The sequence below is a fragment of the Marinobacter sp. NSM genome, from assembly GCF_052380025.1.
Lineage (GTDB): Bacteria > Pseudomonadota > Gammaproteobacteria > Pseudomonadales > Oleiphilaceae > Marinobacter.
The window spans coordinates 139,055-152,577 of the sequence record NZ_JBQTCK010000003.1 but is presented as its reverse complement, the minus strand read 5'-3'; the positions used below and the strand labels follow the sequence as shown (position 1 = coordinate 152,577).

Genomic DNA, 13,523 nt, shown 5'->3' with positions numbered 1-13,523 from the left:
TTCCTGCCTTCGGCCTCCACCGGATGCCCTGGTCGGGCCGCCGTTTGTGGCTGGCGTAAGGTATCTACTCTGCTGAAGCCGCACGCTGCCGGCGTGTCCTTGGTGAATACTCCCAACTATTCCGCATAATATCCAGCCGCCCTGGGGTGCTCAGCCGCAGCACCTGAAGCGCCATCTCGTCGTTCTTTTGTTTCCAGGTATCGTTATCCATATCCCGCCAGTGACGGGGCGGCCGGTTTGTTCGCCGGTCGTGTTCGGCGGTGACCGGGTCGTTGGGGCGATGCTCTTCCCAGAGGGGAATATCTGGCAGTGGCCGGCTGGTGTCCATGAAGTTCTGGAACATGTCCCACAGGGCGTAGCACTCCTCGGGATTGGTTTTGCCGATCAGGGTGCCGATGGGGATCAGGATGTTGCGGTACCGGTGAGCCAGGTACAGGGTGTGCACCACCCCGCCGCCGTGGATCAGTTCGTTGGAGGTGTAGGCATCGAACTCGTAGAACGGGGCCGTTTCTTCTTCCGGCTGGCCGGTTTTGCCCCAGGTGCCTTTTTTGTCGTAGTGATACACCGTTACCAGGCCCGTGCGGCGATTGAGTTCCCACAGAGGGCCCTTGTCGGGCTTGATGAGCTGCCGGGGGAAGAGTTTGAACAGGGCAGTGGGGATGAGGTTGCAGGCTATAAGGGGCCCTACAAAAATCGCCAGAATTGGGATAAAAGCTATCAACATCTGGCCAAAGGTTTCGTCTGGTGGGCTGAGTCTCCAGTGGGAGAAAAAACCAATTGTTACCGGCAGCATCATAAATGCGATGACGAAAGGGTTACCGAAGGCATTGAAAAACAGAAGAATACGGGTCCTCAGTGCCGTTGTCGCATGCCGATAGCATTCATGGTCAATGCGCTGATGAGTCTGCAGATCTCCGAACGGCAGTGGGTTTTTCTCGAACTTCCGGAGCATTTCGGGACGATTTCGCCGTCGAATGATCTGCGGCACGACATCCTCTGTGTGGCCCCAAGGCAATTTCTGGTCCGCTTTTTGGTTAAACCAGGGCTGTGCCGGATTAGCGCCCGGTGCCGGGCGCTTTTGGCGGGGGATGTGTTCGGAATCATAGGCCTTCGGGCCGTAGTATCCCGATGCAGGTTTATCCGTTGTCATCCCGTTGCTCCCGGGCTGCTGAATTCATTGATCCAGAAAAGCTGTTTTTTGTTACTGAAGTCCGGTTCCGTATGTTCATTATCTTTGACGTCGAAAATAGTTGAATCCTTGGGTGGCGGTGCCGGAAAAGCGAGTCCCCGGATGCCGGTTTCCAGGCGAACCTGGGCTTTTGGATGCCAGGAGTAGCTCACATTGTGAGTGCTGAGCGGTATGCGAAGAAACTTGGTCGTTTCCGTATGGGGCGAGGGTGTCCTAACGATGTACTCATAACCATCCGGCGTGGCGCCCTCCCGGAGAATGTATCTGTGCATTTCGGTGTCTGGAACCGGCTGAGAGGCCAATGGAACCGAGTGGTTGCTATCCTGTTTAACTCGGTGGCTGAGTAGTTGAAGCTTGAACGTCATTTGTTGTTCCGTGAAGCCGGTCATGCCTGACAGATTGCTCCGAAGCCGTATGAGGTGGGTTGCCTGGGCGAGATCATGATTGTCCAGCCCCTGGCGTTTCAGCGCTACTCGGGTGATTTCCGGAATCGGGTATATTGATACCTGCACCTGAGAGAGCAGGTAGACTAGCCGGTACCAGGCTTCCAAGGCGTTGTTGTCACCTTTCAGATGAGGCAATCCGTCATGTTCGCCGAAAGGACCGTTCTTCAGCCAGTTCTCTATAGGTTCGTCTTCATAGAGTGCGACAAGTACCGCACCCCCAAGGATCAGGCATAGGCCGGCCCACCCCAGAGGTCCCATGCCAAGTAGAGTGAGTTGGGCGGGTACCATCGCGGAGAGTGTTGTCACCACGCCACCCACAGTAACGACGCCGTGACCGAGAGCTGCCTGGTCGCCAGTGTTTATGGCGTAGATGGTGTCAGACAAGCTGACGCCTGTAAGGGCGAGACCTCCGATGCCACCAAGCAGCATTTTTACGGTCAACGCTTTTGCGCCGAAGAATTTTGCGATAGCTGTAGCGGCCTGATGTTCGAATTCGTGACTCAGAACAGCGGATATTTTTCTTTTGAGGGCTTCATTAGCAAACCGCTCTGAGAGCAGAATCAATGCTAATCCAGCACCATATGAAGAGCTAATTGTTCCTGAGATTGCTCTCAGGCGCCCACGCTCCCTCGAAATCCGGTCTTCGTTAGTTAGGGCATTCGCCACATTAACCGCCTCAACAGCCAACACCACCAACGGCAAAGCCGGTGTATTCAGCACCCGGTGCAACCGGCTTCGCTCGGCAGCGTTAAGGTCCACCCGGTTCGCCTTCGCTTCGCCCTCCAGCTTGCGAATATCCGCATTGATATCCCGAATCCGGCCGCCGGTCTGCTTCAGTTCGTCGACCACCTGATTGTACCGGCTCTGGGCTGCCTGCAACTTCGCCCGGAGCTCGTCGTGGTTGCCGTTGGCTTCGGCCAGGGCCCGGCGTGCCAGGGTCAGGTTATTCTCGGCCCGAGTGAGTGCCTGGATAGCCTGGGTGGTGGGCTTGTCCCGGCTCAGTACCCAAACCAGTGCCTTGCCTGCGGCGGGCGTTTCCGGGTTATAGCGTGCGCCGTCTGGCCCCAGGTCTTCCAGGCCAAGCACGTATTTGCCTTGGGCAATGGCGTCGCTCAATGTCATTTGCCGCAAATCCGGCAGCATTTCAGGCATGGCCTGGCGTATGCCTTCCATCGGGTTCGCCATGGTGGCAATGCGCTGGGCCATCAGGCGCTGCTGGATGGCCTGCCGGGTTTCTGCCTGTTGTTGTTCCAGGCGTGCGCTGGCTTCGTCAAAGTCTTTGAGGGCTTTGGAGGCGGCCTGTTCTTTCCTGAATGCTTCATCGCTGTTGCGCTTCATCCATTCCTGGCTGGCCGCGTCGTGTTCTGCTTTCAGGGCTGCGCGGCGCTGGGCCAGGCGGGTTTGTTCGTCGGTCAGGTTCTGGAGTTGTCGGTCGTTGTTCTCCAGCGCGGCCATGGCGGAACGGATGGACTGGTGCAATTCACTGTGTGAGCTGTCCAACGCCTTCATGCCGGAGTTCATGCCCGCGAGCATCAGTGTGGTCATTGCGCCGCTTTGAATGTCATCAGCCAAACGCAGTCCTTCCACCGTCAGTATTTCGCTCAAATCCTCCGGCAAATCCAGCTTTTCCAGGGCGGCGAGGGCGGCACCCCGGAATACACCCGTGCCATCGTTGGGTTCGGGCGTTTCCGGGGGTTGGTAGGGTTCGGTTTGGCTGTTTGGTGTGGTTTGCGGCCACAACATGCGGGCGAGAGAGACTTCCTCTCGCGAGGCACTGGCGGCTGCCTGTTCGGTACAAAGCGATCTTACCCAGATTTTGCCGTCGCTGTCCGGACTGGGCTGGCTGTGTTCCGGGTCCAGTGGGTCTTGCTTGCAGGCGGGTTCCAGGGTGTCGCTTATAAAGTGTCCGGCGCAGCGGAAAGCACCGGCGTAGTCGAAACCCTCGGCGCTAAACAGGTCAGCCAGGGCTTGTTGATAGGGCTGGCGTTTCAGGCATTGCAGCAGTTCCGCCTGGGCCAGGGTCAGGTAGTGTTGGCCCAGGGTGCGCTCTTCGGTCATCAGCACCCGGCGAATCTTTTGCCGGCCACTGGAGGGTAACGCCAGGCTGTATTTGAACAGGGGGTTCTTCTGGCGACCGATCCGGCCCGGCAGGATGATCTGGTTTACCAGGAGGGCATTTTCCAGCTGCGGATTTTTGCGGGCTTTTTCGGCACACAGGTTCAACAGATGACGTGCGGTGTTGATGCGTGCCTGCTGGTGCCGCATCTCGTAAAAATGATCTTCAACTCGCAGGCCGCACACGCCCCGATTTCTCAAATCGTCAAGGGCGTCTGTCTGGCAATCGCCGGTTCGCCATTCATCGTAGCTGAACGGCCGTTGCGGTGGGGTTTCACCGGACCGGTCCAGATCCTTTTGAATTGCAATGCCGAGCGCGGCCGGCTCGGGGTGTTCGAAGGGGGCCAGGGGCTCGGTACGCTCACCGGCATTCCATTCTTCATAAAGGCTGGCAGCTATATCCAGCTCTTTGCCGGCGTAGGTTCCGGTGGTATCGGCCAGGTATTCCCAGGGCCGCTCAAACTGCCACTCTTTGGCCGGTACCCTGGGCCTTTGCGCTTCAACTTTGTCTAATCGGAACACGGTTCGTTTGGCGGCATCCGGCCAGCGGGCGAAGCCCATCTGGGGTTGATCTGCCGGGTACAAGTCCCGGAACTGGCTGCATCGGTAATGTCGAAGCCCGGAATCGCTCTGCAGGCAATTCAGCCTTGCGGCGGAGAGCGGAGATTCACTGAAGGCGGCTTCAAGGGACTGGTCCTGCCCATCAAGGCGAATGGGTACCCAGACATCTGTCAGCGGTTTGCCCACGGCGGGGCGACGGTCTTCGGTAAATTGGCCGTCTTCGGTGCGGTGGTCCGCCAGCCTCACGTCGCGGAATTGCGGCCGGTTGCCTTCCCAGGCGATTTGCAGCTCTCGCCAGAGTGTGCCGTTCCGGAATAGATAAAGGAACCCGGGGCGGGCGAGCGCTGGCCAGGTCAGGTGCTTGCCTTCGTGATTCATTCCCCGCACCCAGGCCATGGGCACGGTTGGCATCAGGATGTTGGCGGTAGTTTCAGAATGGATGCTTTCGGGTGCCGGAGCATCCGTGAGCGGAAGGTGAATCGGCGCGCCGGATTCTGCATCTACTTCCAGTACCGCACGGCTGGCGGGCTGGTTGCGCCAAGGCCAAATGTGCAGGGCGGATTCACTGTTGTCGACCGCTCTAAGATAACTTTTCTGGATACCATCCGGCAGGCGCCGTTCAACCCCGGGGAACGGGGCTTCTGCCGTCTGAAAAACCACCGGGCGCTGTTCCTGGCTGTGCTTGCTGCCAAGCACAGCAACGATGAAATCACAGAAGGTGCAGGGAGGGCCGTCGGAAAGGCGGCTATGGGCCAGATTGCTCATGGTTGACGTTCCTTATCAATGGCTGAGAGAAGCTTCTTGCTTCAATGATTCGAAATTTTATATGGCCCAGATGATGATGTCACATTGCTGCGCCCGTCGGTTCCGGAATTTGTGATGTGTAGCGGGCCTCCCCGCGGCTTGAAACCCGGCCGGGCTAAAGCGATAGTGGGCGTAACAATACCGTTAAAGTGACATTATCCATGGCCAACAAACCAAGCTTCAACTGGGAAGATCCCCTGCTGCTCGACCAGCAGCTCACCGAAGACGAACGCATGGTGCGCGACAGCGCCCGGCAGTTTGCTGAAAAGAAACTCCGCCCCCGTGTGGTGGAGGCCTTCCGTAACGAACACACCGATCCTGCTATCTTCCGCGAAATGGGCGAGAACGGCTTGCTGGGTGCGACCCTGCCCGAGCAATACGGCGGTAGCGGGCTTAACTATGTGAGCTATGGCCTGATTGCACGTGAGATAGAGCGAGTGGATTCCGGCTATCGCTCCATGATGAGCGTGCAGTCGTCCCTGGTCATGGTGCCCATCTACGAGTTTGGCAACGAAGCAACCCGCCAGAAATACCTGCCCAAACTGGCCTCCGGCGAATGGATTGGCTGCTTTGGCCTGACCGAGCCAGACTATGGCTCAGACCCTGGTGCCATGATTACCCGGGCCCGCAAAGTGGATGGCGGCTATCGCCTGACCGGCAGCAAGATGTGGATCACCAACAGCCCGATTGCGGATGTCTTTGTGGTCTGGGCCAAGGATGATGACGACAAGATTCGGGGCTTTGTGCTGGAGAAGGACTGGCAGGGCCTGAGCGCCCCGGTCATTCATGGCAAGGTGGGCCTGCGGGCGTCCATCACCGGTGAAATCGTGATGGATAACGTCTTCGTGCCGGAAGAAAACGCCTTCCCCGATGTGCGCGGCCTCAAAGGTCCGTTTACCTGCCTGGATTCCGCCCGCTATGGCATCGCATGGGGCGCCCTGGGTGCGGCGGAAGACTGCTGGCACACAGCCCGCCAGTATGTGCTGGATCGCCAACAGTTCGGCCGGCCTCTGGCGGCAAACCAGCTGATCCAGAAAAAGCTGGCGGACATGCAAACGGACATCACCCTGGCCCTGCAGGGCAGCCTGCGCCTGGGCCGGATGAAAGACGAAGGGACGGCGGCGGTGGAGATAACCTCCATCATGAAACGCAACTCCTGCGGCAAGGCGCTGGACGTGGCGCGGCTCGCCCGGGACATGCTCGGTGGTAACGGCATCAGCGACGAATTTGGTATCGCCCGCCACCTGGTGAACCTGGAGGTGGTGAACACCTACGAGGGCACCCACGATGTCCACGCGTTGATTCTTGGCCGGGCCCAGACAGGGATTCAGGCTTTCTTCTGAGCCTGTCGCCTCGGCCAATGCCGAACCGATGCCAGCCATCCACTATCAGCCTCATGAACATTGAGAACAATGACATGAGGCTTCCATGAATCCGGCAAAACTGCTCTCCACCCCGCTTAAGCTGCGAAACGGCTCCGTCATCCCCAACCGCTTTGCAAAGTCCGCTATGAGCGAGACCCTGGGCACCATTGATAACCACCCCACCAAAGAGCTGGCAACCCTGTATCGTGCCTGGGCAGAGGGCGGAACCGGGCTGTCGATCACCGGGAATGTGATGATTGATCGCAGGCACATCGGGGAGCCCCAGAATGTGGTTATCGAGGACGAAACCGACCTGGAACTTCTGACCGCCTGGGCCAAGGCCGGGCAACAGGGTGGCAAGCAGATTTGGATGCAGCTGAACCATCCCGGCAAGCAAAGCCCAAAAATGCTGAACAAAGACCCGGTCTCACCCAGCGCGATTCCTTTCAAGAAGGAACTCCGCAGCATGTTCGCCACCCCCCGAGCCCTGACTGGGCCGGAAATAGAAGACATCATCCAGCGCTTTGCCCATGCCGCCGCCATCGCCCAGAAGGCCGGTTTCGACGGTGTGCAGATTCACGGTGCCCATGGTTACCTGGTCAGTCAGTTTTTGTCGCCGCACCACAACCAACGCACAGACGAGTGGGGCGGTTCTGCCGAGAAACGTCGGCGCTTTGTGCTGGCGGTATACCGGGCTATCCGGAAAGCCTGTGGTGACGATTTCAATATCGGCATCAAACTGAACTCCGCAGACTTCCAGCGCGGAGGTTTTACTGAGGACGAATCGTTGGCGGTGATTAAGGCACTGGTAGCGGAGGGGATTGACCTGGTGGAAATCTCCGGCGGTAACTACGAGAACCCGGCCATGGCCAAGGGTGCGGAAGACGGCGAGGTAAAGGCCAGCACCCTGGCGCGGGAGGCCTACTTCCTCGAATTCGCCGAGAAAGTGCGTGAGCTGACCGACGTGCCCTTGATGGTCACCGGAGGTTTCCGCACCGAAACCGGCATGGCCCAGGCCATCGCCTCCGGCGCGACGGACCTGGTGGGCCTGGCCCGGCCGTTGGTGGTCGAACCGGATCTGCCGAATCGGATCATGGCGGGCAATCAGGTAACCAGTGCGGTAAAACCCATCAAAACCGGCATCCGCCTGATTGATGATATGGCCCTGATGGAAGTGAGTTGGTACACCCGTCAGATCGGCCGCATTGCCCGTGGCAAGGCACCGAAACAGCATGACCGGGGCATTCTGTCGCTAATGGAGGTGCTGGGTGTGATGACCACCCGGGGTGTTCGCACCCGATTGCGGGCGGGGGAGTAAAGTAACTCAGCAGCAGGCCAGAGCCCCTGGTCTGCTGCTGATCGGATCAGTTCGCAAAAAACATCCAATCGAAATAGTTGTGCAGATCCTGCATGGCAATGGCTTCAGAAGGCTGGGTAAGCTCGAACAGAACGGACTGGTCTTTGGCTATTTTCATGGTGTCACCTCATCGGGTTGCGACAGAAGAGGCCGGGCAACGTTGCGGAGGCCGGCTTTGCAATCAGAACATTGCATCAGTCGTGCCAAAGGTGCGGAAACAGCTAACTTGTTGAGTTTTCAGGGTTGGTGTGACGCGCAATTCGGGGCGAGTGAGTGCAGTGATGCATGGCGGTGCAAACTGCACCAACCTGGAACGAAAAACCCCGGCCGAAGCCGGGGTCATTCTGAGTTAACTTCTAACAGGAAGGGTTAGAAGTTGTACTGCGCAGCGAACAGGATGCGGTTAGCATCGCCGTCTGTACCATCAACGTTTTCACGCTTCAGGAACTGGTACTCAACGCCCATCATGACGTTTTTGACCGGTGTCCACTGGTAGTTGGCCATAATAGCCTGGTTGCTTTCGCTTTGATCAGCAACTTCGGCCGCGCCGAGATCACTTACTGCATCATCCCAGTCAACTTCAACATAGCCGTAGCCGATGTTGATGCTGCGCCCACCACCCAAGTTTAGGCCGGCACCAACGGAACCGCCATAGCCAGATAATGTCTCAAGGCTGTTGCCGTTTACGTAGCCGCTGGCGGCGCCGAAGTTTTCACCAGAGCGATACAGGTAGCTGTTGGCGCCATCAGTGTAGGTCAGCGTACCCTGAAGGGTGATCATATCGGTGAGAGCCATCTTGGCCGCAACAAAGGTTGCGAACCCGAAGGCGCTATCATCATTGGTACCATCATCAAAGCCAATCTGATGAGCCAGAACAGCCGCTGAGTATGACAGACCGCCCGCAGAGTCTTCCATTCTGGCGGTCAGCGCGGGCATGCTGTCTTTCTGGGTGCTCGCTGTTGTGCGGCCGAGGAAAACTGGATCGCCATCAGCGTTGAGGGCAGGATCTCCGTTTTCGTCAAAGATTGGTGTCCCGGCGCTGGTGAGAGCAGTTGCTCCAATCAAGGAGGCTTGCGGATCCTCTAATGATACAGAGAAAGGACCTGTCGTATAGCGAGCCTGGGCAACACGGCCTTGCAGGCCTGCCAAACCTGGCAGAGAGTCAAAGTCCAGAGTCGAGGTATTACCAACGAAGCTGTTGAAGTTAGACCAGGTTTGGCCCATCAACACGCCATTGTATTCACCAAACGCGTGGCGCAGGCGAAGGTTACCCGGGCGGAAGTCACCCTCAACGGTAACGCTCACACCTTCCGGTGATACTGTTTTGAAACCTAGGCGGCTTTGCACAGCGTCAGCGCCGAAATGGCCATCTGCTGCATTATCGTTGCCGGCGAGACCAGCATAAGAGCCTGAGCGAGTGCTCAGGGCCTGATCACTATCCACATCGTAGCTGGCATTCATACGAGCGTAACCGTAAACGCTTACGTCGTAATCACCCGCACTGAAGCTAACAGCACTTGCCTGGCCAGCTACGCCAAACACAGCGACTGCCGCCGTTGCACGAATAGCCATTCTTAACTTGTTGCTTTGCATCGTTGTTGTCTCCACACGTTTATTGTTGTTGGACCCGAAAACAAGGTAGTTACGAATCTGTGACAATTCAAACATAATTGGTGGTTATTTAGACGAATGTCTATAGCTCGTTGGTGCGGCAATGCTGCCATCCGGCCCTGCCAAATGGTCGTAATACCTCAGATGACAAAGAAACCTGATCTTCTCAGTAACGAAACATTTGCTTTCCTTGATATCGAAACCACCGGTGGCAATCCGCAGCGGGACAGGATTACCGAGATCGGTATCCGGTTCTGGCGGGCCGGTGACGTGGTGGGGGAATGGCAAACCCTGCTGAACCCGGAAACGCGGATCTCCGGTTTTATTGAAAGACTGACGGGCATCAGCAACGAGTTGGTGAAGGATGCCCCGCTGTTTTCAGATATTGCCGATGAGCTGGAAAGTCAGTTGGCTGGCGTGATCTTTGTTGCCCATAACGCCCGCTTCGATTACGGCTTTATTAAGTCTGAGTTCCGTAAGCTGGGGCGAGCATTCAGCGCCCGGGTGTTGTGCACGGTCAGGCTGTCCCGGGCGCTCTATCCGGAACACAGTCGCCACAATATGGATGCCTTGATCAACCGCCACAACCTGCCGCAGGTGGAGCGTCATCGGGCCATGGGCGACGTTTCCGCCATGCTGGCGTTCTTCGAGCATGCTCTGGTTGAGCATGACACCGACACAGTGAACCAGGCCATCCAGCGACTGCTTCAGCGCCAGAGCACGCCTTCTAACGTGCCGCCAGAGATCTTAGCGGAGTTGCCACAGGGGCCGGGTGTTTACCGGTTCTACGGCGATAACGATGTGCTGCTGTATGTAGGCAAAAGCACCAACATTGCCCAGAGGGTGGCGTCGCATTTCGCTGGTGATCACCAGTCCACCCGAGGGTTACGCATGTCCGAAAGCCTGCGCCGGGTGGAGTTTACGGAAACCGCCGGTGAGCTGGGCGCCTTGTTGCTGGAACTGAAACAGATCAAAAGCCTGAACCCGCTCTACAACCGCCGCTCCCGTGCCGCCAAGAACCTGGTCAGCATCGCACTGACGACTAATAAAGAGGGCTATCTGCAGGCGGAACTGGCGCGAAAAGTGGTGCCGGACCAGCTCGGGGATTACTTCGGATTGTTCCGCAGCAAACGCGATGCGCTGGGCGCCATTCGCGGCATTGCCGGCAAGAACGACCTGTGCGGCAAACTGCTCGGGTTGGAACCAGGCGGTGCCGGCCCATGCTTCCAACGCAGCCTGGGTAGATGCAAAGGCGCCTGCGAGGGCGCAGAAGACAGTACCCGATACAACCTGAGAATGCAGATCGCCTTCCACAGCCTGCGCCTGAAAACCTGGCCCTGGCCCGGGCCCGTCGCCCTGGTGGAAGAGAACCGCGACACCGACCGCACCGATATTCTGGTTGTCTACAACTGGGTGCACATCGCCACCCTGCACAGCGAGGAGGAACTGAACGACTTTGAACCGGGGTCTGACCCCGTCACCTTTGATCTCGACTCCTACAAACTGCTGGTCAAAGCCCTGCTGGGCCGCGATAAAAAGCCGTATCGAATCATCGAACTACCACCTTTGACGCAACCGGCTGTTCTTATGCCGTGAGTGGCGTATTATGGGGGCATTCACCCTGTCACTTAGCAATGAGTCACTGAGAGAGATCCATGAACAGAGAACCTGTCTCCCGCGAACTGTTTGATGAAGTAATGGTGCCCAACTACGCCCCCGGTAATATCATCCCGGTGCGAGGCGAGGGCTCCCGCGTGTGGGACCAGGAAGGGCGAGAGTTTGTGGACCTACAGGGCGGCATTGCGGTCACCAGCCTTGGCCATTGCCACCCGGGCCTGGTGGGCGTGTTACAGGAACAGGCCGAAAAAATCTGGCACCTGTCCAACGTGATGACCAACGAACCCGCGTTGCGCCTGGCCAAAACCCTGTGCGACCAGACCTTCGCAGAACGGGTGTTCTTCGCCAACTCCGGTGCCGAAGCCAACGAAGCCGCCTTCAAACTGGCCCGTCGCTACGCCTGGGAACACTACGGCCCGGAGAAAAACGAAATCATCTCCTTCACCAACTCCTTCCACGGCCGCACCCTGTTTACCGTAAGCGTGGGTGGCCAGCCCAAATACCTGGAAGGCTTCGAACCGGCCCCGGGAGGTATCCACCACGCCGAATTCAATAACCTGGACTCGGTAAAGGCGCTGGTCTCCAAAGAAAAAACCTGCGCCATCGTGGTTGAGCCCATCCAGGGCGAAGGTGGCGTTATGCCCGCCGACCCTGAATTCCTCAAAGGCCTGCGCCAGCTCTGCGACGACAACAACGCCCTGCTGGTGTTCGACGAAGTACAAAGCGGCGTCGGCCGCACCGGCCACCTGTACGCCTATGAAATGTACAACGTCGTGCCCGACATCCTCACCAGCGCCAAAGGCCTGGGCGGTGGCTTCCCGGTCGCCGCCATGCTCACCACCGCCGAAGCCGCCAAAAGCCTCGGCGTAGGCACCCACGGCAGCACCTATGGCGGCAACGCCCTGGCCTGCGCAGTGGCCCAGAAAGTGATCGACACCGTCAGCCAGCCGGAAATCCTGAAAGGCGTCAAAGCCCGCTCCGACAAACTGCGCAAAGGCATGATGGACATCGGCGAACGCTACGGCGTGTTTTCCGAAGTGCGCGGCGCTGGTCTACTCTTGGGGTGTGTGCTGACCGAAAAATGGCAGGGCAAAGCCAAAGACTTCCTCAACGCCGGCCTGGATGAGGGCGTGATGGTACTGATCGCAGGCGCTAACGTGGTTCGTTTGGCGCCTTCGTTGATCATTCCGGAGTCGGATATTGATGAAGCGCTGGAGCGGTTTGAGGCGGCAGTGAAAAAACTGACGGCATAACATGACGGCATAACCCAAAGCAGGGGGCGGGCTGTTTACTCCTTCCGGGAATCTTGGAGGCCATGGATGGCCGGAACGAAGCGCACAGGGATGTGCTCGTAGCGTTTCCCGGAAGGAGTAAACAGCTTGCCCCCGGCCGGCAAACTCAAAAGTCGCGATCAGACCCCGGGAGTAATGACTATGTGGCGAGTCAGACCAGCCAAACTGGATGACCTGCAACAGATTCTGGACCTGACCAACGCCCAGATCGGCCGGCTGTCGTCCACCCTGCCCAATACCCAAGCCGCCCTGACCAAAAAACTCGAACAGTCACAGGCCAGCTTCGCCAACAAAACCGACACCCCACGCCGACTCCTCTTCGTACTGGAAGACACAGAAACCGGCCAACTCGCCGGCACCGCCGGCATAGACACCCAGGCAGGCAACGGCCAACCGTTCTACAACTACCGCCGCGATTACCTTATCCACGCCTCCCACGAACTCAACGTCTCCCGGCGCGTAGAAGTGCTGTACCCCAGCCACGCCCTCACCGACCTCACCCTGCTGTGTGCCTTCACCCTCAAACCGGACCTGCGAAACACCCCGGCCTTTGAGCTGCTTTCCCGCGCCCGCATGATGTTCATCGCCAGCCACCTGGAATGGTTCACCAATCGCACCGTGGTGGAGATCCAGGGTATACAGCACCAAAACGGCGATGTGCCCTTCTGGGACAGCCTTGGCCGCCACTTCTTTAACATGGATTTCGAAACCGCCGACCAGCACTCCGGCCAGCTCAGCAAAACCTTCATTGCCGAACTCATGCCCCCGAACCCCATCTATGTCACGCTGCTGAGTGAGGCGGCTCAACAAGCACTGGGCGAACCTCACCCGCTGACCAAACCCAATTACGACCTGCTGCAAAGGGAAGGTTTCCTGCCCGGTTGCTACGTGGATATCTTTGATGGCGGCCCGGTGCTGGAAGCCCGAACCGACACACTGAAAACCGTTGTGACCAGCCAACCGAAAACGCTTCATGGCAGTGAAGGTCTGGATGGGGAAACCTGCCTGATGTCAGCCGGAGAAGGGCAAGACTTCCGCTGCCTGCTGACTCCGGTGTCTGAGACACTGGCGGACGACGTAAAGGTACCGGTCAGCACCTGGCATGCATTGGGCCGGAGCGCCGGGGACCGGGTAAGGATCTCGTCATTATGATCAATCCAGCTCAGG

General features: G+C 58.1%; 8 protein-coding genes. 5 read left to right on the top strand and 3 right to left on the bottom strand.

Going from position 1 to position 13,523, the window contains the following annotated elements:
• Positions 1 to 64 precede the first annotated feature (64 nt).
• Both ACTZWX_RS08375 and ACTZWX_RS08370 read right to left on the bottom strand, forming a co-directional pair.
• Positions 65 to 1,150, bottom strand: a complete 1,086-nt coding sequence (locus tag ACTZWX_RS08375) for a hypothetical protein (RefSeq protein ID WP_444713547.1) — start codon at positions 1,148 to 1,150, stop codon at positions 65 to 67.
• Positions 1,147 to 5,076 carry an ABC transporter permease gene (locus ACTZWX_RS08370; protein ID WP_444713546.1) on the bottom strand — a complete coding sequence of 1,310 codons (3,930 nt, stop codon included), beginning with the start codon at positions 5,074 to 5,076 and terminating at the stop codon, positions 1,147 to 1,149. The genes ACTZWX_RS08375 and ACTZWX_RS08370 overlap by 4 nt, the downstream gene beginning before the upstream one ends.
• A 200-nt stretch (positions 5,077 to 5,276) precedes the next feature.
• Between ACTZWX_RS08370 and ACTZWX_RS08365 the strand changes: the two genes are divergently transcribed.
• Together ACTZWX_RS08365 and ACTZWX_RS08360 are read left to right on the top strand one after the other, a co-directional pair.
• Positions 5,277 to 6,458, top strand: a complete 1,182-nt coding sequence (locus ACTZWX_RS08365) for an acyl-CoA dehydrogenase (protein WP_444713545.1) — start codon at positions 5,277 to 5,279, stop codon at positions 6,456 to 6,458.
• Positions 6,459 to 6,543: 85 nt separating this feature from the next.
• A complete protein-coding gene (locus tag ACTZWX_RS08360; protein WP_444713544.1) occupies positions 6,544 to 7,797 on the top strand; it encodes an NADH:flavin oxidoreductase/NADH oxidase family protein in 1,254 nt (417 codons plus the stop codon).
• Between the two features lie 408 nt (positions 7,798 to 8,205).
• Here the strand turns inward: ACTZWX_RS08360 and ACTZWX_RS08355 are convergent, their stop codons facing one another.
• The gene (locus tag ACTZWX_RS08355; protein ID WP_444713543.1) at positions 8,206 to 9,504 is read right to left on the bottom strand and encodes a hypothetical protein; all 1,299 of its coding nucleotides are present in this window, start codon (positions 9,502 to 9,504) and stop codon (positions 8,206 to 8,208) included.
• An 87-nt stretch (positions 9,505 to 9,591) separates the two neighbouring features.
• Between ACTZWX_RS08355 and ACTZWX_RS08350 the strand changes: the two genes are divergently transcribed.
• The 3 genes from ACTZWX_RS08350 (at position 9,592) to ACTZWX_RS08340 (ending at position 13,508) form a co-directional block, all read left to right on the top strand.
• Positions 9,592 to 11,043, top strand: a complete 1,452-nt coding sequence (locus ACTZWX_RS08350) for an exonuclease domain-containing protein (protein ID WP_444713542.1) — start codon at positions 9,592 to 9,594, stop codon at positions 11,041 to 11,043.
• Between the two features lie 59 nt (positions 11,044 to 11,102).
• Positions 11,103 to 12,317 carry an aspartate aminotransferase family protein gene (locus tag ACTZWX_RS08345; RefSeq protein ID WP_286251857.1) on the top strand — a complete coding sequence of 405 codons (1,215 nt, stop codon included), beginning with the start codon at positions 11,103 to 11,105 and terminating at the stop codon, positions 12,315 to 12,317.
• 180 nt (positions 12,318 to 12,497) lie between these two features.
• Positions 12,498 to 13,508 carry an arginine N-succinyltransferase gene (locus ACTZWX_RS08340; RefSeq protein ID WP_444713541.1) on the top strand — a complete coding sequence of 337 codons (1,011 nt, stop codon included), beginning with the start codon at positions 12,498 to 12,500 and terminating at the stop codon, positions 13,506 to 13,508.
• Positions 13,509 to 13,523: the final 15 nt, after the last annotated feature.